This is a genomic window from Saccharibacillus endophyticus, from assembly GCF_013185185.1.
Lineage (GTDB): Bacteria > Bacillota > Bacilli > Paenibacillales > Paenibacillaceae > Saccharibacillus > Saccharibacillus endophyticus.
The window spans coordinates 695,698-719,850 of sequence record NZ_JAAZWE010000003.1; the positions used below are offsets into that span (position 1 = coordinate 695,698).

A 24,153-nucleotide genomic window follows, 5' to 3' on the forward strand; every position below is an offset into this window, starting at 1 on the left:
GTGGCTGCAACGGACTTTCTAACGTGCCTAAGCCCGGTATACCCGGGCTTTTTTTGTAGACGTTCTGAGGGGAATGGTGGGGGACAATGAATACACAGGCGAACAAACGTATGATTTTAACCGGTGCAGCAGCTGTTGCATTGTTGGAAGTCGCGATTGCCTTTCTGTTTATGATGCCGGGCCGAGGTTGGGGAAGCTTCGTGCCGGGAATCATTTTGGCTGCGGCCGTGGGCGGCGGAGCCTTCGTATCCGGAATCTGGCTGGTGCTGCGCGCGATGGATCGCAGAGCGGAAGAGATGAACCAACATTTTGCGGCGGTTGGAGCGACAGAGAGTGCCGTAGCGGCTTCGGCAGAAGCGGAAGTCGACGAACCGGGCCAGGCTTCGCAAAAAGCGATGGAACGGATGCAGGATTATTTGCTGGAGATCGATCAAAATGTCGAGCAAGTCAAAGCTAACGCGGATGTCGGCGTATTCGTATCGGATCTGATCACCGAATCGGCTCGCAGCGCGGCAGCGCGTTCCGATGAGCAAACGGCAAAAATGAAGGAGATCTCGCGTACGACAAACGAAATGTCGGCAGCCGTTCAGCAGGTAGCCGGAAGCGCGGATGAAGTCGCAAGCGCGACATTAATCACTTCCGAACAGGCTTCTTCCGGTTACCAGCAGTTGGTCAGCGCGATGAATCAAGTTCGGAAGACGGACAGCAGCATTCAGACGCTGCTTGAGCAAGTCAACCGTCTCGACGAGAAGTCGGGAGAGATCGAATATTTCGTAAGCATCATTACCGAAATCGCTTCGCAAACGCATTTGCTTGCCTTGAATGCGGCAATCGAAGCGGCACGCGCGGGCGAATACGGACAAGGCTTCTCCGTTATCGCTTCGGAAGTTCGCAAATTGGCGGAACAATCTTCGGAATCGGCGAAGCGAGTGTCCACGATCAATGCGAGCATTCAGAAAGATACGAACGAAGTTGTCGACACTTCGTCTCAAGTCGCCGGCGATATGAAAGAAGGAATCGGCTCCTTGGAAGAAGTCGGACGTTCCTTCCAGTTCATTCAGGCGGCAGTCGACGAAGTCAACATGCAAATGCAGGATGTGTCGGCTGCCGTGGAGCAGATTTCCGCGCATACGGAGCAGGTGAGCGATACGATTACCCATGCGGAACAGATGGTCGCCAGCACTTCGGAAGAAGTGGCAACCGTATGCCAAGCTGCGGAAGAGCAGCTGGCGAGCATGCAGCAATTGTCCGAAACGGTGAGCGGATTGTCCGAATTGACGGGCGGCGTCAAGCAGGCCGTTGAGCACTTCCGGGAATTGCAACCCGCCAATTAATAGGTAAAGCAGTGATGGATCATGATTCATCGTACATGCAAAAAGAGCGCACTCCGTGGTTACGGGATGCGCTCTTTTTGTGCAGTACGCGGACGGTTTTCGATGAAAACCGTTCAGGCGTTCTGGCTGGTTTTTGTTAGGGAATGATTCGGTTAGGCTCTGTTTCTGCGGCCAACCGAACGCATGATCAGGCTCACAACCGCTACTAGAACGATCGCACCGATCAATGCCGGAATAATGTAGAATCCTCCGATTTCGGGACCCATTTCTCCAAGAATAACTCCGCCGAGCCAACCGCCGATGAATCCGGCGATAATATTCCCGATGATGCCGCCAGGAATATCTCTGCCCACGATGAGACCGGCCAACCAACCGATAACCCCGCCGATAATTAACGACCAGATAATGCCCATTTTGTATCGCCTCCGCTTGTGTTTTTGTTTGCTTCAAATACAACTTAACCTTCTAGCAAGCATTTGAATAATTTATTGAAAATTTAATTTTGAAACAGTTGAAAAGGTTACATTTTTGAAACGGGTGCGAGACGCTGCGGGAAAAATTCGCTCAAGACGCTGTCTCACTCATAAAGCTTGCAGCTTTATGAGTTCAAAGGCGTCAACATTACGCTGGATGTTACCGCAGGTTTTCTTTGAAAACCTGTATTTCGCTGAATTTCTCCCTCCGCTGCTGCCGCGTTTCAAAGATGGGGAGGGGAGGAAGGGAAGGGATAAGGGCAAAGATAATACCAAAAACAAGATCTTCGCTGGGTAGCGAAGATCTGGGGGTATGAATTGTATGGAGTTAAAGTTCTTCTATATACTCGGGGATCAGTTTAAAGCGTATATCAATCCAAAGCGTATTTCACCAAAGAACCGGATTCCGCGGCGTAGAGTACGTTTCCGGCGTAGGCGAAAGCGTAGTCGGAACGTAACGGGAGGTTGGATACGGCACGGGTGATGTCTAGAGTGTCGGGATCAAGGATGTAGAGCGTTTCAGCCATGTCTACCTGCAACTCGCCGTCGTCGGAGCGTTCGAGTACGACGATCTGGCCGGGTTTGTCGGTCAGGGTGCGTTCCGCTTTTTTTCCGTCCAGTTCAAAAGAAGTGAGTTTGCGGTTGGAATAGGTGACGTATCCGCTGCCGGTCGACAAGATGACGGAATCGGCGGGGATGACGCGGCCCCACAGCAAACGGCCTTCGGGCGAGAAAGCGAATAGTTTGTTGACGGTCCCCGCGATCGAGCCTCGGAAAATAACGGTGCCGTCGTCTTGAACCAAGATCGGTTGGCCGCCGCCGTCGCCGAGCAAATTCACGCTTGCCGGGAATTTGTACGTATAGATGCGCTTCAGGTCAGGAGCGTAGACTTCGATAGAAGGGCTTGGCGAACGGTCCCAGTCCTTGTTGCTCATTTTGACCAGACGGCTCGTATCGACGACAATGCGCCCTCCTTCTGCCGTCAAAACGCTTCCTGTCAGAGTTTTGGATGCCAATGTCTGGCCTGTCGCATCGCAATGTACGGCTGTCGTTTTGACGATTCCGCGCTTATCCGGTCCTTGGGACGATGCAATGAATAAGCTTTCGTCGCCTAGCATATAGACCTGGCTTCCGAACGGAATAGAGCGATTCCACGCTTCTTTGCCGTCGGCTCGAATCGCGTAAATTTTTTGGGTCTTGTCCGAAAAGGTTCCCGTGAAATAAACCGTGCCGTTCTCCGCATAAAGAAGGGAGCTGGCAATCGTGTACGGGCCGCTTTTCTCATGGAAGGTCCGGGACCACTTTTTGGCTCCGGTAGCGGCATCAAAAGCCGTAACACTTTCCAAATACCAGTCGTACGACGTTTTGGAGCTGTTTTTTTTGATGCTTTGCACGGTGTGGGCGTAGACGAGACTGCGGGATTTGATGAAGCGGATATCGTGAGCTGAGGCAGACGATGTATCGTATACAGCTGCCGAGGTCCAGGAAGGCTGAGGGAGTTCGCTACCCGTCAGAGTGCCTGCAGCATTTGCATAGCCGGGAGCGCTTAGCAGCACGGCTGCGCTAAGGACGAATGCTCCCCATTTTTCTGTCGATTTCATGAACGATTTTCCATTCCTCTCTATAAACTTAACGTCCGGTGGAACTTGACTACGCTGATTATACACGTTGGATGCCATGTTTACCAGAAGTTTACGCTTTGACCCGCATCATTTTACGTTCTGATTCGCTAGACCGGGCTTTTTCTGAATTTATCCCGCCATTAGGCTCGGAATCGACTTTTATTTAGATTGATTTCCAAAAAAAGATGTTTTTAATGCAACCTAGTCACACAGTCTTAGAAGCCATGGCTTCGGTCGGGATTTGCGTTTAAACGCTCCGCCTTTGTCCCTGATTCCCGTAAAATCAGTTTATTTTTAACGATCCCGGGTTATATAGTCGTACATAGAAGAGAGCGACCTAACGATGTGTCTTCACATTAGATTCGGCAGATTCGGCGAAACTTGAAGGCATGTCCTTAAAGCGCGAATGCAACAAAATTGATTTAACATTCGCGTCCTATATTCCTCGGGAGGGACATCTACTTATGAATATGAGCGTACATAACCTAATGGCTTTTCATTCGCAATACACCAGACCGCAACCGGCAGCCTCACCTCAAAAAAACACGAACAACGATCAGGAACGGACATTCCACGAGATCCTGAAAGAAAAAATGGCTCGTTCCGCAATGAATATGAACTTCAAATAAATAGACTGATCTTTTGACCTGCTTTCCTTTTCAACTCTACATACCAACATAAAAACGGCTTTCCATGCCCATACGTGTATAATGAAAGCAGACAAACTGGAATTAACGGAAGTGAATCCAATTTAAAAAAAAGGAAAGCATACAAGCCCAAATGCCGAGGAGTTTTCTATTTTAAGTACAGAAGCTTAAAGCGAAGGGATAAATTCAGTGAAAGACGCCTTTGAGCTCGTTAGGCCGGAGGCTAAATGTGCGAAACAGCGTCTTGAACGAATTTATCCCGTAGCGTACCAAGCTTCCCCTTCAAATAGAACTTCCTCGACATCTTCGGCGAGTATGGTTTCAAAGGAGGCATCCGTCCATGGAATTCGATTTTACGACTATCGTTTTGGCGATTATTGTTTTTTCGCTGATGCTGATGGTTATTGGCCTGCGTTTTGAGGTGAGAAGTTTGCGTGAGGAGATTAATCGGCTCGCCGATTCGCCGCGCTTCCATCGCCCTTCGTCCATGATAGGATCAAGCGATGGCGAACAAGCACCGAGATCTTCCTCGGAAGGCGATGAGATACTGCGTTCGCTCGTAGCCAAAGGGCGTAAGATCGAAGCGATCAAAGAAGCAAGGGAAATGTACAACTTCTCGCTGAAAGAAGCTAAAAACTACGTAGAATCGCTCTAACAATCCAACAATGATAAGTCAGCTAGGAAGCCGCGGCATATGCCTGCGGCTTTTGCTGCACCTTGATCAGTCGATCGGAGTCGCGTAGGACTCAAGAAGGAGATGAAGTTCAATCGCTCGGTGGAGCCGCTGGGGCGAGGTTGGCGTTACAATGAACGGGAAGACGGAAATCGGCTTTAGGCAATTAGAAAAGTCGGGAGGGAACCTTATGTTCGATTCGACGCGGATTTCGGAATATACACAGCCGGAATCCTATCCGCTGCCGCGTACCGAGGACGGGTTTGTGCATGCCGTTCGGCCGCAGGGGATGGAACTGACCAACGCCAGGGCAATGGCTTTGGCCGATAAGCTGGCGCGCTTCCATGCGTTTGCTTATCGCTTGTATTTGAAGCTTCGTTTCGGAGGAGAGATTCATTATCGCTGGACCTTCCTGTCCGAACTGAACATTCGGCGCGGTGACCGCGTGTTGGAGATTTCGGTCGGGACCGGGGCGAATTTGCCGATCCTGCCTGCGGGCACTCAGTTGTACGGTTTGGATTTGTCCCAAGCGATGCTGCGTCAAGCTGCCCGACATTTGAAGGAGTGGGGCATGGAGGCGGAGTTGATTCACGGCGAAGCGGAGCATCTGCCTTTTCGCAGCGAGTCGTTCGATTGCGTATATCATGTCGGCGGGCTGGCCGACTTCAGCGATCCCTCCAAAGCGCTGCGCGAAATGATTCGGGTCGCCAAAAGCGGGACCAAGCTGCTGATCGCAGACGAAACCGATCGTCATAAGCGCGAGCGGAGGCCCCGAATTTCGCTGGCGAAAAAAACAGACCCCCAGCGCCCCTACATTTTGACGATGCTTCCTGCCGGAATGCTGGATGTTCAGTACGAGGAAGTCTGCAAAGGAGCGATGTATCGATTAACGTTCCGCAAGCCTTGACGCCTATACATACGACGGATAAGCCAGTGTCCTATACCTCAGTCCCGGTTGAAAAAAAGCGCTTTTCGGCGATGAACGATCCTTCCATAAGGAAGAGAGGTTCACGACGAAAAGCGCTTTTTTAAGATCGATTTACGTTTCTTTCGGTTCCGGGGGCTCTTGGCGTCCGCTTTGCTGCTCGGAAGGTTCCTTAAGCGTCGGCGGTTCTCCAGGCATGTCGTCGGGTTTTGCAGCGTCGGACATGGCGGCTCCGGACGTTCCGGCATCCGGTACGCCTGCCGCTTTGGCAGCGTCGGCGAGCTCGTCCTGAATGCTGCCCGTCCAAAGAGGAACGCCGCTTCGGTGGGCAGCCCGTCCGTTCAAATGCCCGGCAACCGGAGCCGTAATGAAAAAGAATACGATGCCGAGCAAGATGTTCATGCTGGCGGTCTGCATGCTGGACGCGAAATACAGGAACACGCCCGTCAGCACGCACAGCACGCCGAGCGTCGCGCTTTTCGTGGCGGCATGCGATCGTAAATAGACATCGGGCAGCCGAATCAGGCCAAAGGCGCTGAATACGCTGAGCAGGGCGCCGAGCAGGATCAGCAGCACCGACAACCATTCAATCAGGAGTTGAATCGTCTGGAGCATCCAGCACCCGCCCCCTTTCCATGTAACGAGCCAAGGCCACGGTCCCGATAAAAGCCAGAATGCCCATCAGCAGCACCAACTCGAAGTAGGCCGTAGAGCGTGTGTAAGCGCCGGCAATGGCAACCTCGGCAGCCACATTGACTCCGATGGTGTCCAGCGCGGCGATTCGGTCGGCGATCGAAGGGCCTTTGAGTACCCGATAGAGGCATCCGCCGATCGCCAAGGCAAGCAGCATCATCGAAATGAGCAGTACGGTTTGCATCAGCTTCGGGTCACCTCCATAATGGCTCTTTCGAACGTTTCGCGAATATGCTTTTCGACGCTGTGGGCTTCCTTCATATCCATGGCATGAATGTAAAGCGTCTTTTCGTCATGACTCACTTCCAGCAGCAGCGTGCCGGGAGTCAGGTTCATCAATCCGCACAGCAGCGTCAGCTCCCAGCCGGGTTTCAAATCGGTTTCGTAAGCGAAAATTCCCGGCGACAGCGTCAATTTGGGCTTGATGATCTGGACAATGACAGCGAATGAAGAAACAATCAATTCTTTCAGCAGCAGTCCGAGCAGTTTGACGCAAGCCCACACTTTTCGCGGATAAAAAGGTTGAGGGAAAAATCGTCGCATCAGCGTCATCAGCAGCAATCCGATCAATAACCCGACAAGGAAGCCGGATATCGTCATGTCGCGCATGAGCAGCATCCAGACGAAGGCAATGACCAGATTGAGCAGCAGTTGAAAAGCCAAAGGCATCTACTCCTTAAATACGGCTTGAATATAGATCGACGGGTCGGTTAAAATGTCCGCCGCACGTTGCATATACGGCATGACCGGTTCGGCAAAAACGCCAAGAAGAATAATCAACATCATCAGCGGCGCCGACGCAAGCAGCAGCTTCCGGGATTGTTTCCAGTGCGCTTCGCGCGGCCGTCGTGCTTTGCCCCAAAATCCGAGGATGAAAATCTTGATCAGCGAGTACAGCAGCATCAAGGTCAACAACACGCCTGCTGCCGCCACGATATACTGCCCGTTTTCCAGACTTCCCTGAATGATCAATAATTTGCCCGGGAACCCGCTGAGCGGCGGAATGCCGACGACCGCAAGCGAGGCGATCAGGAACATCCATCCGAGCAAAGGGGAATGGCTCAGCACGCCGCCCATACGGTTGATACGTTCCGTCCCCGTTTCCGCTACCAATATCCCGGCTAACAGGAACAGCAGTGCTTTAACGATCATATCGTGTACCAGGTAGAAGACGGCTCCTTTGAGCGCATCTTCGTTGGATACGGCAAGCGCCAGCGAGATGAATCCGATACTGGCGATTACATTGTAGCCGAGAATCCGGTTGACGTTGGTCTGTGATACCGCGCCGAAGCCTCCAAGTATGATCGTGGCGACGGCCATGGTCCCGATCAGCATATGGGTGACCTGGACTTCATGATAGAAGATCAGGGTAAACGTCCGAATCAGCGCATACATCCCGACTTTGGTGAGCAGAGCACCGAATAAGGCGGAGATGGCAGCAGGCGGAGCACCGTAGGAGCCGGGCAGCCAGAAGAACAAGAACAGCCCGGCTTTGACGCTGAATACGACAAGCAGCAGCGCGGAGACGACCGTGATCGGTCCGGTCTGTCCGCTTTCTGCGATCCGCATCGATAGATGCGCCAGATTCAGCGTCCCCGTTGCTCCGTACAAATAAGCGACGGAAGCGACGAACAGTGTCGAAGACAATACGTTAATTAAAATGTAATGCAGCGTTTCCCGGAATTGACGTTTGGTTCCGCCCAGCACGATCAATGCGTACGAAGACATCAACATCAACTCGAAGCAGACGAACAGGTTGAACAGGTCGCCGGTCAGGAACGAACCGTTGACCCCGGCAATCATGAAGTGAACAAGCGAATAAAAATAATGTCGTTCCCGTTCTTCGTCGATGCCGCGGAACGAGTACCATAGGCAGCATGCGGTCACGATCGAAGCGGCCAACACCAGCAGTACGGCGAACATGTCCGCAACCAACACGATCCCGTAAGGAGGCGCCCAACCGCTCATATTGAGCGTCTGAATACCGGTTGTACGCACCTGAACCATCAGGAAGATCGCAACGGCAACGTTCAGCAGGGAGCTGAGAAGACTGATCCAGCGTTGCAGTTTGAGTTTATTATGCAGAAAAATGAGCAAAACGGCTGTAAACAACGGAATCAAGAGTGGAGCGACTACCCAGTTGTTCATCGGCGACGCCCCCTATGTTTGGAAGATTCGCTGCGCATCCGATCCATGTCGGTCGTATCCAGTTTCTGATAAGCCCGATAAGACAAAACAAGGAAAAAGGCGGTGATTCCGAAGTTGATGACGATCGAAGTCAGAATCAAAGCTTGCGGCAGCGGGTCGACAAATTCTTCTTTGCCTCGACCGAGCAGCGGCGCCGCACCGGTCTTAAGCATGGACATGGCCATCAAAAGCAAATGCACGGCATGCGTCAGCAGCGAGGTGCCGAGCACGATCCGCAATAAGTCCTGAGTCAAAATCAGATAGATTCCGACGGCGAATAACACGCCGACGATCACGGCTACGACGACTTCCATCAGTTATCCTCTCCGATCGTGAGCAGAATCGTCATGGTCACGCCCACGACTGCCAGATAAACGCCCAGATCGAAAATCAAGGCCGTATGGAGCTCGGTTTCGCCGAGCAGAGGAAGCTGAAAATAGCCGAAAGCATGCTTCAGGAACGGTTCGCCGAACAGCAGGGAGCCGGTTCCGCCGCAAAGGGCAATCAGCAAGCCGACCGCCGTAACGATTTTGAAGTCGATCGGGATAACCTTGCGCACCGTCTCGATATCGTAAGCGAGCGCGAGCAGCAGCAGGGCACCGGCGCTCATCAGTCCGGCGATAAAACCGCCGCCGGGACTGCCGTGGCCGGTGAAAAACAAATACAAAGCGAACGCCAAAATAATAAAGACGACGATCTTGGAGATGTTTTGCAGAAAAACGTCGCTGCCTCTAGGCATCCAGATCTCCTCCTTTCTTGCGGCTTTCGTCAGTTTCGGAATCCGGGTCCGACAAATCCGGATCGGAATCAGGCTCGAGTTCAGTTTCGAAATCGGAATCCGCGTTCTTTTCCTTGTCTGGAGCTTTGTCGTTCAGATCGCTCACGCAGTTGATCCAAGGTTCTTTTTTGCGCGAGACTTCAATCGGGCCGTCGTGTCCGTATTGATTTTTGCGGAAACGATCGGCCACGTCATCGGACTCGTCATCTTCGTGAGAAACATGGCGCGATCCTACGTCCGTTGCTTTGCGCCGCAGCTTGATCATGTTGTAAATACCGAGCGCTGCAACGCCGAGTACCATGATTTCGAGCATCGTATCGAATCCGCGGAAATCGACCAAGATGACGTTTACGATATTTTTTCCGCCGGCCGATTCATAACTTTCCCGAACATAATAGTCGGATACGGGATCGAACGGATTCGTACCCAGCACGGCAAGCGCAACAAGTGTCATCAACACGCCGACCGCAATCGCCACCAGGAAATTCGGCAGGCGGAAACGTACGGCCCGTCTTTCCGTGCGCAGTTTAGGCAGATGATAGAAACAGAGCAGGTACAACGTTACCGAGATGGATTCAACGACCATTTGCGTCAGTGCCAGATCGGGCGCGCGCAGGAATACGAACATCAACGTCATCAGATATCCGACCGACCCGGTCAAAATGATGGCGACAGGACGGGACTTGGCGAACGGAACCGCAATAGCGGCCGCAGCCAATCCCAGCAGGATCACCCACTCGTAAGGCGCGATCTGCGCATAAGCGCCGACCCGGTAGCTGATATCGGTCGAACTGTACAGGATAAAGCCGAGAACAAGCATCATGAATCCGAGAATATACTTGACGTAGCTGCGCGACGAACCGTTCATGTAGAGCGAAGTTACCCGTACCGTAATGTGTTCGAAGAAGCGCAGACTGATATCGTAAAACCGATTGATCGATACCCGGCGCGGAATAAAAGCATACAGCTTCATCCAGCGTCGTACGGTCAGAGCGAGAAGGATTCCGACTGCGACTACGGCGATGGTCATCCATAACGCAGGCGTGAAGCCGTGCCAAAGCTTGATGTCCATCGGAAGGCGTTCGCCCGAAGCCGTGACGATCGGCATCATGGCTTCGGCAGCAGGGCGGATCAGCGAATAAGCGACCGTACCCGGGAAAAGACCGAGAACAAGAGCCGACAAAGCCAATAATGCGGGAGGAAGCACCATAAGAAACGGAGCTTCGTGAATCTTTTTGTTCATCAATGGTTTTTTGCGCGGTCCCAAGAAGGTTCGGAACACGAACAGAACCGAGTACACGAACGTGAATACACTGGCGATCCAGGCTACGATAGGGAATAAGGCTGCCCATGTCGAAAGTCCGAATACTCCGGCGTGCAAAGGTTCGATTACGGAATCCAGAAACATTTCTTTACTGATGAATCCGCCGAAAGGAGGAATGCCCGCCATGGAGAACGCACCGAACAACGAGATGGTAAAGGTAACGGGCATGACTTGGGCGAGTCCGCCCAGCTTGCGAATGTCCCGCGTGCCGGTTTCGTGATCGATGATGCCGGCAGCCATGAATAACGCGCCTTTGAACACGGCATGATTCAGCAGATGGAACATGGCGGCAGTTCCGGCGGCGGCGTACAGCAATTGCTCTTCCCCGTCGAAAATGCCCGCTAACGAGGAGAGGCCGAGCAAGGACATGATCAAACCCAACTGGCTGATCGTCGAATAGGCGAGAATGCCTTTGAGATCGGTTTGTTTGAGCGAAGCCACCGAGCCATACAGCAAAGTAATCAATCCGCCGAGCGAGACGATCCAGAACCATTCCGCCGTTCCGGCGAAAATCGGGCTCATCCGCGCAACCAGGTACAGACCTGCTTTGACCATCGTCGCGGAATGCAGGTAAGCGCTGACCGGAGTCGGAGCTTCCATGGCGTCAGGCAGCCAGATGTGGAACGGATATTGAGCCGACTTGGTGAACGCGCCGAGCAGAATCAAGACCATGGCCGGCAAAAATAAAGGGTGGGACATTAAGGGTGCCCCGGCTTCGAATAGTTCTCGAATCCGGTATGTTCCGCTCATCACATACAGCAGGATAAAACCGCTAAGCAGACCGAGGCCGCCCGCCATCGTAATCAGCAGGGACTTAAGCGCGCCGTAACGCGACCTGTGCTTTTCGTTTTTATAGCCGATCAGCAAGAATGAGGTGATACTGGTGAGTTCCCAGAATCCGTACAGCGTCAGCAGGTTGTCCGAGAGGACAAGCCCGAGCATGGCGCCCATGAAGACCAAGAGAAAAACATAAAACCGCGTTAACGATTCCTTGGCAGCATTCATATAGGCGATCGAATAAAGGGCAACGAGAACCCCCATTCCGGTAATCATCAGGGCGAACAACAGAGACAATCCATCGAGATAGACAGTGAACGAGATTCCGAGTGAAGGAATCCAATCGAACGATTCGACAATCGGGGAGCCGTCGCCGACATCGGCCAAGTAGCCGAGCAGCATTGCGAAGACGAAAGCCGACAATGCGGCTGCGAACCATCCTTTGTGCAAACGGGGAACCGCCTTTCCCAAAAAAGGGAGTAAAACGGCAAGCAAGAACGGCGACAGCGTCAAGAGATGGAGTAGGGACAAACGGCTTCTCCTTTCCGCTTCATATATTTCGGCTTGATCGCTTTTAACCAAGCTCAGACTGTTTTCGAAAGTTACTTTGGCGCGGGAGGCGAGAAGGCTCCGAGAGAATTTGCCAGCATAGGCTTCCGAAGTGCATTTCTTCGAAATGCTTTACAAGGCGCTGTCTCGCTTGGAAAACTTGATTGAAATTCAAGTGGAAGTTTTCCAAGTTCAAAGGCGTCTTGACCTGAATTTCTCTCTCCGCCTTCTCGCTTCTAGCTACGTTAGACTTTCTCGACACGTTGAACTTGGTAGCTTTCAACCAAGCTTTACTTTTTAATATTACCCGAATTAAGGTAACCAAAGCTAGTAAATTGGATTTTTATACGAAAAAGATCCCTGTTCGTCCATTTTCAGATGCTATGATGCGGACAGAAAAAAGTCATATCGCTGTTATCTATTCTTACGGGTTGCCCAGTGACGCAAGGAGTGAGGAAGATGAGCCAAAATCCGGACGCATGGAAGGACGCGAAACTTCGCTGGACATGGGAAATTCCATCAGCATTCGATTTGCATGAGCTTTACGAAGTATTGGAATGGAATGACTTTTTGCGCTTGGAACCGGAGAAACTTCGTCTGGCGATGGAGGGAAGCTGGAAAGTAATCAGCGTATATGCCGATGAACGCCTGATCGCAACCGGAAGACTGGTATCGGACGGCGTGATCAATGCTTATTTATGCGGCGTAGGCGTTCGTTCGGAACTGCGCGGACAGGGGATCGGAAAAGAGATCATGCATCGTCTAACCGAGGAAGCGCGCAAACAAGGGCTCCATATCCAGCTTTTTTGTTCCGAAGAACATCGGGCTTACTACGGGGGACTTGGTTTTGAAGAATTTGCCTTTGGATTTAAAAAGGATGGACGGTTTTAAGTGTTGGAGCACTACTTTTTAAGCAAGAAGAATTCAACGTGTCGAGAAAGTCTAACGTAACTGGAAGCCAGAGAGCGGAGAAAGAAATTCAGTGAAATACAGGATTTCGAAGAAAACCTGCGGTAACATTCAGCATCATGTTGACGCCTTTGAACTCGGAAAATTCCTTTATTCAAATCCGATTCAAATTTCCGAGTGAGACAGCGTCTTGTGCAGCATTTCGAAGAAATGCACTTCGGAAGCCTATGCTGGCAATTTCTCTCGCAGTCTTCCCGCTTACACCTGACCTTATCGACTCGTCAAAAAGAGCCGCTCTCAAGCCGGATATGGCGTTAAGGCAGCTCTTTTTTTGAAATTTGGATCGTTTTACGCTTACTTCTCCGGAACGCTGACCTGAGCGGCGCCGTAAGTCTCGAACCATCCTTTGACCGTATCGAAGTCATTCGAGAAGGACAGCGACAGCAGCAGCATAAGGCGGGCATGCACCGCGTTCAAGTTATCTCCGGCAATGATATTGTCGCCGCTCGAATAGTTGCTGCCCGAGCCGGTGCGCGTTGTCGTGACGAAGATCGTATCATGATCGGCGATTGCGGCTGTACGTTCCGCGCTCATTGCGCGCGAGATACCGCCGGCTCCGGTCCCTGCCGTGACAATGCCGTCCGCGCCGTTTGCGACAAAGGACGAAATGGCTCCGGCTCCCGCATCTTGGTAGGAGTAGGCGATTTCAACCTTGGCCAAGTTGGATTTGTTCAGCTTCGAGAGATCGAAAGGCGTGTTCCAATCGGCAGTGCTCAATAAAGCACGTGCAGGCGCCCGATAAATGCGAACTCCGGCTTCATCGATGTAACCGAGTGCGCCGAGTTCCGGAGTGATGAAGGTGTCCGTGCGGTAGGAGTTGGATTTCGTGACTTCTCGCGCAGCATGGAATTCGTCGTTAAGCATCAGCACGGTGCCGAAGTATTTCGTTTTGCCGCTTGCCGCCAATTTGATCGCGTTATACAGATTGGCTTGAGCGTCGCTGCCGATCACCGTCCAAGGACGCATCGAACCCGTAACGATGACCGGCTTCGAACTGCGCACCGTCAGATCGAGGAAGTAAGCGATCTCTTCCATCGTATCCGTTCCGCTGGTTACCACGACGGCATCCTGCGTTTTGAGAGCTTGGTCCACGCGAAGGGAGAGATCGTACAGGTCGGCGATGCTGTAGGCGCTGGAGCCTGAATTGCCGAATTGGTATGTACTGACCTGTGCGATCTTGTCCTTGTCGGGAAGCTCTGCAACCATGTCGGCGATCAGCAAAGTGCCGGCGCGATAATTACCGAAGCTCGTTGCGTCAGCAGATTGACCTGCAATAGTGCCGCCCGTAGCAATAACTTCGACCTTAGGGAGTGCGCTTACGACTGTGCTTGTTCCTGCTGCGGCCGGTGTGCTGGCAACAACAGTTCCTGTAACTTCCGCTGCGTAAGCACCCGGAATCCGCACGACTGGAGCCGCCGCGGCAGCGGTAACGCCAAGGGCAAGCACGGTTTTCAGAACCTTCATAGACATCGTGGACATAAAATTCCTCCTTAAAATGATTTGGGAAGGAACTTTAAATGACATAGCTTGCTTCCCGATGTCTATAAATATAAATTCATGTTAATAAAATTAACAAATATCATAAATGATCAATAAAGCGTTTTATTCGATATTATAATACGTATTTCGCCTTTTTTCTTCATTTAATGAATATATTTAATCAATATTTTAAACATGTAAAAAAGCTCAAGAAGCTTTTTATGTGAATAAATATTACTTGATAAAAAACCAAGCCGCAATGATTCCTCCGGCATTTCTACAGAAAAGAATCATAAAATAAAGACTAAGAATAAATATTTAAAAATTAGAATAAATATTCACAGGAAACCTAATCAAGCACGCTTTTAGGAAAAAGGCATTTCCCAGCATTCTACGTCAAACTTCATTCCATAATACGAAATGCTCGGTCGGTCGCGCATACGGAAACCGTGACGGGTGAGCAGTCTTTGAAGCCGAACTTGATCTCTTACAGCCCAAAGGATCAATTTTTGGCAGCCGTTCTGCCGAGCGAATCGGATGGCTTCACCCAGAAGGCTTCCGCCGATCCCGAGCCCGCGGCGTTTGGATTCGACCATGAACAGCTTAATATGCATGCGCTTTTCGTCCAAAGGTTCGACGACGATCGATCCGGCGCTTTCGCCGTTCATCTCGGCAATCCAACAACGGGCTCTCGTCGTGCTTGCCGGATCGAAAAGCTTTTGGTTGGTATCGATTATCACTTCATGAAATTCGTCCGCATGCCCGAAAGTTTGCTCGAACAATGTTTCGTAGGTCTTTGTTAACCGCTCGGCATCAGAAGGTTCGGCTTCGCGCAGAAAATAGCGGCTGTCCGGAACATAGGCCGCGCGGGAATCATTGATTTCTTCAATCGTGCGTATGGCTTCCATCAGACGTGCCTGATCGGATTCGGACAAGCCAGCGAGATACTCGGCAACGTCATCGTCTACTCTGCGATTGAGCAGCTGGGCAATTCGTTTTCCGTCTTCGGTAAGTTTCAGGAACCGTCGTCTGCCGTCGCGTTCGCTGCGAGGGCGTTCGATCACGTTTCCGGATTCCAGCCTGCCCAGCAATCGACTCAGGTATCCCGGATCAAGTCCCAAATTCCGGCTTAAATCAGTAGCGGTCAATCTGGGTTGACGAGAAATTTCAAGAATGACTCTTGATTCAGTCAATGAGTATGAACTATGCAAAAGGCGCTCGCGCAGTACGCCGGCCTGCATGGTGTCGCTGTAATTGAAGGCGCGAAGGGTTCTGATTCTCTGTTTCCAGAGCAAGGGATCAGGCATGTATTCACTTCCTTTCCCGGCCATACAAGCAGGCAGCCGTCTATTGAAGTCGGATAAGTTAAACGGCTTCTTCCGAATTATAACAAGAAAGAGAGCTAGGAATGAACTTTTAGGAAGATCTTGCCTGAAATTTTGCTCCCTGTATCAAAGTTTCGGGCAAGCCCGACCTGAAATTTTGATACCTGACCCCGAAATTTGAAGCCTTACTTCGGTTGTTTTCACAGGCTAAAATAAAATCATGAAATGTAAGCACTTACAAAAAAGGCCGGCTGCAGGGTCGGAGGGGGCTGGAAGATGGAGAGGAAAATAGAGACAAGCGTCTCGGATTTGCCATCAGAGCGGGACGGTAAAGCACGCAAGTGGTGGAAAAAGCTGCTCGGACAGCGGCATTTGCAGACGATGGCGCTGCTCGGCGTAGCGTGGATGTTCATTTTCAACTACATCCCGATGTACGGAATTATTATTGCGTTCAAAGAATACAACATCGTCGACAGTATCGCCAACGCTCCGTGGGTGGGACTGGATCATTTCCGGGAATTTTTGCAAGACGATGAACTGGGCGGCGTAATCCGCAATACGCTCGGCATCAGTCTGATTAAGCTGGTGATCGGTTTTCCGCTGCCGATTATCTTCGCCTTGTTCCTGAACGAGCTGCGTTCGGTCAGGTTCAAAAAAACCGTTCAAACTATTTCTTATCTGCCCCACTTCCTGTCATGGGTCATTCTCGGCGGAATTCTGGCAACCTGGCTCGCCGACGTGGGGATTATCAATAACATCCTGATGGGGCTGGGGTTAATCACCGAACCGATCTCCTATTTGGCGGAACCGAAATACTTTTGGGGCATCGTGATCACTTCGGATATTTGGAAAGAGCTTGGCTGGTCGGCGATTATCTATCTGGCCGCCATGGCGAGCGTTTCGCCTGAACAGTACGAAGCCGCGACGATGGACGGAGCCGGACGTTTTCAAAAAATGTTCTACGTCACGCTCCCGAATATTCGCCCGACGATCGCGATCTTGTTCATTCTTGCGGTCAGCGGCGTGCTAAACTCCAACTTCGATCAGATTCTCGTACTGCGCAATTCGCTGAACGAGAGCGCGAGCAACGTGATCGATATTTACGTCTATCAAACCGGGATTCAGCAGGGCCGCTTCTCCTATTCGACCGCGGTCGGTTTGCTCAAATCGGTGATTGCCCTGATTCTGCTGCTGATTGCCAACGGCGTTACCAAAAAATTGAACAACACCTCGCTTTTCTAGGGCGGCGGAAGGAAGGAGGAACCTGCAATGTGGACATTAAAACGCAAAACGAGAGGCGAGGCGCTGTTCGATTTTCTCAATACGTTCGGGATGGTATTAATCTGTTTCGTGACGATCTACCCGATCTGGTACGTGTTGGTCAATTCGTTCAACGACGGAACGGACGCCATGAGCGGAGGCATCTACTGGTGGCCGAGGCAGTTCAGTCTGGACAATTTCGGAGCGGTATTCCGCAGCGAAGGGATCATGATCGCGATGGGCATTACCGTTGCCAAAACGCTCGTCGGTACGGTCGCCCACGTCTTTTTCACCGCGATGGTCGCGTATGCCTTCTCGCGCAAAGGATTGATCGGCGGCAAGTTTTACATTCTGATGGGCACGGTGACGCTGTTCTTCGGGGGCGGACTGATTCCGACGTACCTGCTGATCCGGGATTTGCATCTGCTGGACAATTTCCTGGTGTATATCATCCCCGTGCTGTTCAGTTTTTTCGATCTTATTATCTTCATGACCTTTTTCCGCGAAATCCCTGAAGGGCTGGAAGAAGCGGCACGGATCGACGGAGCGAACGACTGGTCGATCTTCCTGCGCATCGTGCTTCCCGTTTCCATGCCCGTACTTGCGACGATTGCTTTGTTTCACGGCGTGTATCAATGGAACGACTACTTTACCGGCATGATCTATATCAACAATACCGATTTGCAGCCGATTCAGACCTATCTGTACCGCGTCGTGGCGGAGTCGAGTTCGAATCAGATGATGGCGGCCGTTCCGGGAGGCGTTACGCGCTCCGTGACCTCGCAGTCGATCAAGCTGGCTACGATGGTCGTGACGACGGCGCCGATCGTGTTCGCTTACCCGTTCCTGCAAAAGTATTTCGTCAAAGGCATGATGATCGGCTCGATCAAAGGCTGATTCCTCGAACGGTTTTACGCTTCATGTTTTCATATAAGCAATAGTGAGCGACATCGTACATCCATTACACGGAAAAGGGGTACCCACATGAGAAAAAGAGGGAAAAAATTCTCCGTCCTCCTGGCCGCGATGCTGATGGTTTTCAGCACGGCGTGTTCGTCAGGCGGACAAAGCAAAGAAGCGGCAACGGAAAAAGAACAAGCGGCGCAGGCGGCGGTCGATCCGAGCAAGCCTTCCTGGCAAAACGACACGTCGCCGATCACGTTCGATTGGTACATCAACTTCGCTTGGTATACCGGCACGGATTGGGGCAAAGATCTGACCAGCCAATACGTGACCAAAAAGACCGGCGTCGATCTCAATTTTATCGTCCCGGCAGGCAACGAAGCGGAAAAAATGAACACCATGATCGCCTCCGGCAAACTGCCCGACTTCGTGACGATCGCTTGGAGCGACGACGCGGTAAAAAAAATGATCGAAGGCAAATTGGTGCTGTCGCTCAACGAGTTGGCCGAACAGTACGATCCGTACTTCATCTCCAACGTCGCCGATCCGGCCAAGTTGTCGTGGTACACGCAGGAAGACGGCAACGTATACGGATATCCGAACGCGTCCTCTTCTCCGGCAGATTTTGAAAAATACGGCAAAGAGTATGTCTCGAACCAAGTGTTCGTCGTTCGCAAAGACATGTACGAAGCACTCGGTTCGCCCGACATGAGCACGCCGGAAGGATTCCTGGCGGCGCTGCAAGCGGCCAAAGAAAAGTATCCCGACGTGAACGGACAGCCGCTGATTCCGATCGGTCTGCACGAATTCACCGACAACGGCAACTATTCGCTGGAAGGCTATCTGCAAAATTTCCTGGCGATTCCGCAGGAAAAAGACGGCAAACTGTACGACCGCCCGACCGATCCGGAATATATCAAATGGCTGAAAACGTTCCGTCAAGCCAATGAAAACGGTCTGCTGGCCAAAGACATCTTTATCGACAAACGCGCGCAAATGGAAGAAAAGATCGCCCAAGGCCGTTATTTCGCCATGATGTATCAACGCAGCGACTTCAGCAGCCAGCAAAACGCTCTGTTCGCCAACGATCCGAACTCCGTCTATATCGCGGTGGACGGTCCCGCGAACGCGGCGAAAGACCAACCGAACCTGTCCGGACCGGGCATCTCGGGTTGGACGCTGACGCTCATTTCCAAAGACGTCAAAGACAAGGCGCGCGCGATCGGCTTCCTCGAATATCTGACGAGCGAAGAAGGCCAGCGCGATCTGTATATGGGCGAAGAAGGGGTGACCTACGACATGGAAGGCGACAAGCCCGTCTTCAAGCCTGAAGTGCTGGACATGCTCAACACCGACCGTGCGGCGTTCGATACGAAGTACGGCGCTTCCCACAAATATTGGATGATGATGGATACGAACATTACCGATCAATGGGCGCCTGCCCCGGTCGATCCGTTCAAGCAAATGATGGACTGGACGCGCGGCAAAACGGTCAGCGCTTCCGAGTTCGATCAGATCAACCCGACCGGCAACTCGAAGGAAGGCATCGCGAATACGAAGCTCGGACAGCTATGGGGCAAAACGCTTCCGAAGCTGCTGCTGGCCTCCACGGAAGCCGAGTTCGACCAGATCTGGAACGATTACCAACAAAAACGCGAATCGACGGGTCTGGCCGAAGTACAAGCGTATCAACAAACGGAATACGAGAAAAACCTGGAGAAGTTGGGCGGAGCGAAATAAAGCCGACTTCACGGTTACGCATTCCGCTCAACGCGTGCAAATCCTTATGATCGTCAACAAGTCCCGAGCCCCGGAGCAACCTGCCGGGGCTTGCGGACTTGTTTGGCGATTTTGGGTCTTGTCATCACGGGGAAGGGCTTTGTATGATAGGGAAGCTTCTTTCATGAAAACGGATACAGGGGGAGCCGATGAAGACAAAATGGAGGGATGCGGCTTATGCGGTACGCCGCTGGCTTCAGACCCGCTCGCTGCAAAGCCGATTGGTGGCGGCTTATGCCTTTTTGATTTTGATACCCAGTACGTTGATCTCCGCCTATTTATATAATGATATCCGGGATAGTTACATTGAAGACGCGCAGGTAAAAAGCTCTTATCTGGTTCAGAGCGAGAAGCAGGTCATCGCGAATCAGATCGAGACGATGGAGCGTTCCGCCCAACTGCCGCTGTCCGACCAAAACGTGCGCCGCTATCTGACCGAACGGACGGACCCGACGGCGGCGGAGTTGGTCGATTTCAATAATACGGCTTATGCCAATCTGGCCCGCATCCAAATCAGCAATCCGGCTATTCTGCATTTGCGTCTGTATACGGCAAACGAACGCAACTACGAAATTTGGCCGATCATTTTCCGCGAAAGCCGCGTACGCGACAAGCCGTGGTTTGCGTTGACGAAAGGATTGGGCGAACGTCAGGCTTGGTATTTTCAACCGGAATCGGCTGTTCAGGACGTCGGGGGGACCGAAGAAGATCCGCCTAAAGTATCGCTGCTGCGCGAAATCAATTTACCGAAAGACGAACATATCGGCGTGGTTCAGGTCGATATGCGTCTGGATCAGTTTTCGCCGCGAACATTCGGAGAGCTTCAGGAAGAAGGCTCGCAGATGCTGTTGGTTACGCCCGATGAAGTCTATGCGCGCGCAGGAGATTCCGAACTTTCGACGGATTCGCCCGCGGTTCAATATGCGGTAGCGCAGCTGAGGAATTTGGGCGATCCGGGTCAAGTGCCCAATATCTCGGACGGTTTTTTTCGTTACGAAGAAGGCGGCGAAGCTTACATGATGCTGTACACGCCCGTCGAACGAATGGATGCCTACCTGCTCAATGCCGTCTCTTTGGAAAAAGTGCTCAAAGATCTGAATCGAACGCGCAGTATGCTTATTTATGCGAATATCGGATTCATTTTGATTCTCGCGCTGCTCACCTATATCATGAATTCGTTTATTTTAAAAAACCTCAAGCAGTTGGCAGACGCGATGAAGCGGGTGCGCAAAGGCGAACTTCAACCTGCGCTCAGTATCAGCGGCGGAGGCGAAATCGGCGACTTGGCGCATCATTTCAACAAAATGACCCAGACGATCAACGAGTTGATTGCCGAAGCCGTTCGCAAGCAGGCGCTGATGAAGGAAGCCGAACTGCGAACGCTGTACAATCAGATCGACTCGCATTTTCTCTATAACACGCTGGAAAATATCAAAATGCTGGCCGAGATCGAAGATCAACGCAAAATATCGGATTCATTAACCTCGCTCGGAGGCATGATGCGTTACAACTTCAAATGGACCGGCGAATACGTCAAGCTCAAAGACGAAATCCGGCATATCGAAAACTACGTCGAAGTCATGAACATCCGATTCGACGAACCGATTACGTTAATTTGCGAAATTCCGAAGCTTTTTACGGAACTGGAAATTTTGAAAATGTCCCTCCAACCGATCGTCGAGAATTCGGTCAAGCATGCTTGGCAGACGCTGGGCGACGGAGGGCGGCGAGAGTTCAGGATCGCAGTACGCGAAGTGGATACGTCGAAAATCCAGATTGTGATGACCGATAATGGAGCGGGGATGGATGCCGGACGCTTGGCAGAGTTGAATGCCGAAATTCAGGGTGCCGGAGAAGAAGGAACAAGTTCCGCCTATACGGGAGTCAAACTCGGAGGGATCGGCCTGCGCAACGTGCATCAGCGGATTCGACTTTTTTACGGCAATGAATACGGGCTGTTTCTGGAGAGCGAAGAGGGGGCCTACACGCGCATTGTACTGACGATCCCCAAAGTACTGCTTACCGGAGGAGGATGGGAAGAATGATCGATCTGTTGATTGTGGATGATGAAAAAAATATACGCCAGGGCCTCAAAGTGATGATCGAGCGGGAATTCGGCGATGCCTGTCGGATTCGGCTCGCGGCCCATGGACAAGAAGCGCTGGAACTGCATGCGCAGCAGCCGGCTAACGTGGTCATCACGGATATTCGAATGCCCGTTATGGACGGGATGGAATTGTTGGAGCGGCTAAGGCGGCAGCGCCGCGCGGCGGAAGGTCCGATCGTATTGGTGCTCAGCGGCTATGACGAATTTGAATATGCCAAGACGGCGATACGGTTTCAGGTGCGGGACTATCTGCTCAAGCCGATTCGGCGCGAGGATCTGTTCGAAGCGCTGGAGCGTGCTTCGGAAGAATTGGAGCAGCGGAAGAACGAGTCGGAGCGAATCGATCTGGCCCAGGATTACAAAAAACGTCTGCGTTTGGCCCGGCTTACCCAATTGCTTGAAGCGGACGGAACGGAATTTAAAGCGGTATTGGATGATCTATCCTCCGGCGAAGCGGGCTTGACTCTTCCATTTTCCCTGGCGGTGGTTGCTTATCGCTATGAACAGGGCGGAAGCATGAGCCGTGAGGAGCTGGCATCTGTCGTGGAACGTCTGGACGGTCCGCTGGATCGGGGGTATGAAGCGGCATTATGGGATCGGGAAGGCCGTCTCGTACTGCTCGATCCTTCGCCCGAACGCTTTGCGCGTCTGGCTGAACTGGCGGAGAAGCGGGAATTGGGCGGATTGCTCGTCGGTCTCGGGTTGCCGGGAAGCCGGTTGGAAGATCTGCCGGAGAGCTATCGGGAAGCGTGCCTGGCATTGAAGTATACCTTTTTGCATCCGGGAATTCATTTGGTGGACGCCCGCGCAATCAAGGAAGGGCGACAGCTTTTTCCTCCTCCGGAAGAAGAAATTCGGCTGCTCGGCAATCTGCTCGGGACCGACCGCACGTGTGAGATGAATGAACTTCTGTATCGTATTTTTCATATTGACCAGCTTGCCCGAATACACATTTCCTATATCGAACATACGGCGCGACTGATTAACGAACAGGTGCTGGACGAAGTGTTCCGCCGTTACGGCGAAGCTTCGATGGAGGTGCTCAAACTATACCGCAAGGTAGGCGATTGGAACAGTTTTCGTTATTTTCACGATTATTTCCGGGCACTGGAGAATTTGCTTGTGAGCGTGAACGATTACATCAAGCAAGTTCGGCTGGCGTATACGGAAAACGAAAATCTGAAAGAAGCAGTCGCGTTCATCGAACAAAATTACGCCAGACCGCTCAATATGGCAAGCGTCAGCAACCATGTCTCCCTGAACTATTCCTATTTTAGCGAGGCGTTCAAAGCGTATACGGGAGAGAGCTTTGTCGTGTATTTGAAAAAAGTGCGGATCGAAAAAGCGAAAGAATTGTTGGCGGAACGGGAGCTGAAAATGGTTGGCGTCGGCGAAGCCGTAGGTTTTGAGAACGTCAAACAGTTTGCCCGTGTCTTCAAAGAGTTGGAAGGCATATCTCCGCATGAATACCGTAGTAAGGCGCATGCTTCCGAATCGGAATGAAGTCGTGACCCTAATTGACGATTAAAGGGTAGAGACGACGGTTAAAAAACGGTATACAAGTACCTTGACCAAGTTGAGCGCAAACCTCGGATTAAGGTGGATCAAGCTACAAGGGGGATTTTATAAGATGAGAATACGTTCGGGCAATAATGCGGGAAAAGTAAAGAAGATGCTGTTGGCAGCGACGGCAGCTCTGCTAATCGCGCCGCTGGCGCCTTCGATCGGCGAAAAAATCGCGCTGGCCGCTGCGACGACGGTGTACATAAACGGAAGAGTCGCGCAGGGCGAAGTGCTGGTTCGGAATGGGTTGACCTATTTGACGCTGACTGATTTGAAATCATTCGGCGACTACAGTTTCCGGTATAACAAAACGTGGCGTACCATTACGATCACGGGCGGTGATAGCGGGGAACGCTTCGTGTTGACACTCGGAAGCCGCGAAGCGAAACGTAATGGGCAGAATATCACGCTGGAAGCCGCGCCGTTATCTTATGAGAATAAAACGATGGTTCCGGTACGGGTCGCGGCCGATCTGTTCGGTGCCGAACTGCAATGGGATCAAAACGGCAGCCGGGTCTTGTTGACGAAGGAAGCGGAGTCGAACGGCAATTCGACCGCGCCGTCCAGACCTTCGCGTCCGCCTGTATCGCCACCGGGGCCGTCGGGACCGAGCGTCCCTAAACCTCCTTCAGCGCCTTCGATCTCATGAGGGTTGACTAGGCAGAGACCAGGTGAAACGAAAGACCTTCTGATCTGTCGGAAGGTCTTTTTGCATCAAAAGAAAAAAGCCGGCTCCGATGTCGGAGACCGCTTGTGAATGCAGGTTTATTTAGAAAATAAAAAAAG

21 protein-coding genes are annotated in these 24,153 nt (G+C 51.8%); 10 read left to right on the top strand and 11 right to left on the bottom strand.

Annotated features, from left to right (window positions below; translation table 11 throughout):
* Positions 1-86: 86 nt before the first annotated feature.
* A complete protein-coding gene (locus HRQ63_RS14435) occupies positions 87-1,334 on the top strand; it encodes a methyl-accepting chemotaxis protein (RefSeq protein WP_172244904.1) in 1,248 nt (415 codons plus the stop codon).
* Positions 1,335-1,486: 152 nt separating this feature from the next.
* Here HRQ63_RS14435 and HRQ63_RS14440 read toward each other — a convergent pair whose 3' ends face one another.
* Both HRQ63_RS14440 and HRQ63_RS14445 read right to left on the bottom strand, forming a co-directional pair.
* On the bottom strand, positions 1,487-1,747 hold the full coding sequence (locus tag HRQ63_RS14440; protein WP_037290485.1) for a GlsB/YeaQ/YmgE family stress response membrane protein: 261 nt from the start codon (positions 1,745-1,747) through the stop codon (positions 1,487-1,489).
* A gap of 431 nt (positions 1,748-2,178) precedes the next feature.
* Complete coding sequence (locus HRQ63_RS14445; protein WP_172244906.1) at positions 2,179-3,408, bottom strand: outer membrane protein assembly factor BamB family protein; 1,230 nt, start codon at positions 3,406-3,408, stop codon at positions 2,179-2,181.
* Positions 3,409-4,416: 1,008 nt separating this feature from the next.
* Here HRQ63_RS14445 and HRQ63_RS14450 point away from each other — a divergent pair.
* Positions 4,417-4,731: a hypothetical protein gene (locus tag HRQ63_RS14450; RefSeq protein ID WP_172244908.1), complete on the top strand. Its 315-nt coding sequence runs from the start codon at positions 4,417-4,419 to the stop codon at positions 4,729-4,731.
* Between the two features lie 208 nt (positions 4,732-4,939).
* The gene (locus HRQ63_RS14455; RefSeq protein ID WP_172244910.1) at positions 4,940-5,656 is read left to right on the top strand and encodes a class I SAM-dependent methyltransferase; all 717 of its coding nucleotides are present in this window, start codon (positions 4,940-4,942) and stop codon (positions 5,654-5,656) included.
* 132 nt (positions 5,657-5,788) lie between these two features.
* On the opposite strand, the gene mnhG is transcribed toward HRQ63_RS14455, so the two are convergent.
* Genes mnhG through HRQ63_RS14490 form a run of 7 tightly spaced genes read right to left on the bottom strand, consistent with a single transcriptional unit; the run spans position 5,789 to position 12,015 of the window.
* A complete protein-coding gene (gene mnhG / locus HRQ63_RS14460) occupies positions 5,789-6,289 on the bottom strand; it encodes a monovalent cation/H(+) antiporter subunit G (RefSeq protein WP_172244912.1) in 501 nt (166 codons plus the stop codon).
* Positions 6,261-6,551, bottom strand: a complete 291-nt coding sequence (locus HRQ63_RS14465) for a Na(+)/H(+) antiporter subunit F1 (RefSeq protein ID WP_084778541.1) — start codon at positions 6,549-6,551, stop codon at positions 6,261-6,263. The genes mnhG and HRQ63_RS14465 overlap by 29 nt, the downstream gene beginning before the upstream one ends.
* Positions 6,551-7,030, bottom strand: coding sequence for a Na+/H+ antiporter subunit E (locus HRQ63_RS14470; RefSeq protein WP_172244914.1), 480 nt, complete (start codon positions 7,028-7,030; stop codon positions 6,551-6,553). The genes HRQ63_RS14465 and HRQ63_RS14470 overlap by 1 nt, the downstream gene beginning before the upstream one ends.
* A gap of 6 nt (positions 7,031-7,036) precedes the next feature.
* The gene (locus tag HRQ63_RS14475) at positions 7,037-8,515 is read right to left on the bottom strand and encodes a Na+/H+ antiporter subunit D (RefSeq protein WP_172244916.1); all 1,479 of its coding nucleotides are present in this window, start codon (positions 8,513-8,515) and stop codon (positions 7,037-7,039) included.
* Positions 8,512-8,868 (bottom strand): Na(+)/H(+) antiporter subunit C, encoded by a 357-nt coding sequence (locus HRQ63_RS14480; protein ID WP_037290473.1) that lies wholly within the window; start codon positions 8,866-8,868, stop codon positions 8,512-8,514. The genes HRQ63_RS14475 and HRQ63_RS14480 overlap by 4 nt, the downstream gene beginning before the upstream one ends.
* Positions 8,868-9,293, bottom strand: coding sequence for a Na(+)/H(+) antiporter subunit B (locus HRQ63_RS14485; protein WP_172244918.1), 426 nt, complete (start codon positions 9,291-9,293; stop codon positions 8,868-8,870). The genes HRQ63_RS14480 and HRQ63_RS14485 overlap by 1 nt, the downstream gene beginning before the upstream one ends.
* The gene (locus HRQ63_RS14490) at positions 9,286-12,015 is read right to left on the bottom strand and encodes a Na+/H+ antiporter subunit A (RefSeq protein WP_308809924.1); all 2,730 of its coding nucleotides are present in this window, start codon (positions 12,013-12,015) and stop codon (positions 9,286-9,288) included. The genes HRQ63_RS14485 and HRQ63_RS14490 overlap by 8 nt, the downstream gene beginning before the upstream one ends.
* A 426-nt stretch (positions 12,016-12,441) precedes the next feature.
* Here HRQ63_RS14490 and HRQ63_RS14495 point away from each other — a divergent pair, with 426 nt between their 5' ends.
* Positions 12,442-12,873, top strand: a complete 432-nt coding sequence (locus HRQ63_RS14495) for a GNAT family N-acetyltransferase (protein ID WP_172244922.1) — start codon at positions 12,442-12,444, stop codon at positions 12,871-12,873.
* Positions 12,874-13,245: 372 nt separating this feature from the next.
* Here the strand turns inward: HRQ63_RS14495 and HRQ63_RS14500 are convergent, their stop codons facing one another.
* Positions 13,246-14,430, bottom strand: a complete 1,185-nt coding sequence (locus HRQ63_RS14500) for an asparaginase (protein ID WP_172244924.1) — start codon at positions 14,428-14,430, stop codon at positions 13,246-13,248.
* Between the two features lie 365 nt (positions 14,431-14,795).
* Positions 14,796-15,737 (bottom strand): GNAT family N-acetyltransferase, encoded by a 942-nt coding sequence (locus HRQ63_RS14505; protein ID WP_172244926.1) that lies wholly within the window; start codon positions 15,735-15,737, stop codon positions 14,796-14,798.
* 294 nt (positions 15,738-16,031) lie between these two features.
* On the opposite strand from HRQ63_RS14505, the gene HRQ63_RS14510 reads away from it, so the two are divergent.
* The 6 genes from HRQ63_RS14510 to HRQ63_RS14535 all read left to right on the top strand — a co-directional run bounded on the left by HRQ63_RS14510 (position 16,032) and on the right by HRQ63_RS14535 (position 24,016).
* Entirely contained in the window at positions 16,032-16,997 is a 966-nt protein-coding gene (locus tag HRQ63_RS14510; protein WP_172244928.1) for an ABC transporter permease, read from the top strand.
* Positions 16,998-17,024: 27 nt separating this feature from the next.
* On the top strand, positions 17,025-17,912 hold the full coding sequence (locus tag HRQ63_RS14515; protein WP_172244930.1) for a carbohydrate ABC transporter permease: 888 nt from the start codon (positions 17,025-17,027) through the stop codon (positions 17,910-17,912).
* An 87-nt stretch (positions 17,913-17,999) separates the two neighbouring features.
* The gene (locus HRQ63_RS14520; RefSeq protein ID WP_172244932.1) at positions 18,000-19,658 is read left to right on the top strand and encodes a type 2 periplasmic-binding domain-containing protein; all 1,659 of its coding nucleotides are present in this window, start codon (positions 18,000-18,002) and stop codon (positions 19,656-19,658) included.
* A gap of 188 nt (positions 19,659-19,846) precedes the next feature.
* On the top strand, positions 19,847-21,742 hold the full coding sequence (locus HRQ63_RS14525; RefSeq protein WP_172244934.1) for a cache domain-containing sensor histidine kinase: 1,896 nt from the start codon (positions 19,847-19,849) through the stop codon (positions 21,740-21,742).
* Entirely contained in the window at positions 21,739-23,307 is a 1,569-nt protein-coding gene (locus HRQ63_RS14530) for a response regulator (protein ID WP_172244936.1), read from the top strand. Before HRQ63_RS14525 ends, HRQ63_RS14530 begins: the two co-directional genes overlap by 4 nt.
* 127 nt (positions 23,308-23,434) lie before the next feature.
* The gene (locus HRQ63_RS14535; RefSeq protein WP_172244938.1) at positions 23,435-24,016 is read left to right on the top strand and encodes a copper amine oxidase N-terminal domain-containing protein; all 582 of its coding nucleotides are present in this window, start codon (positions 23,435-23,437) and stop codon (positions 24,014-24,016) included.
* Positions 24,017-24,153: the final 137 nt, after the last annotated feature.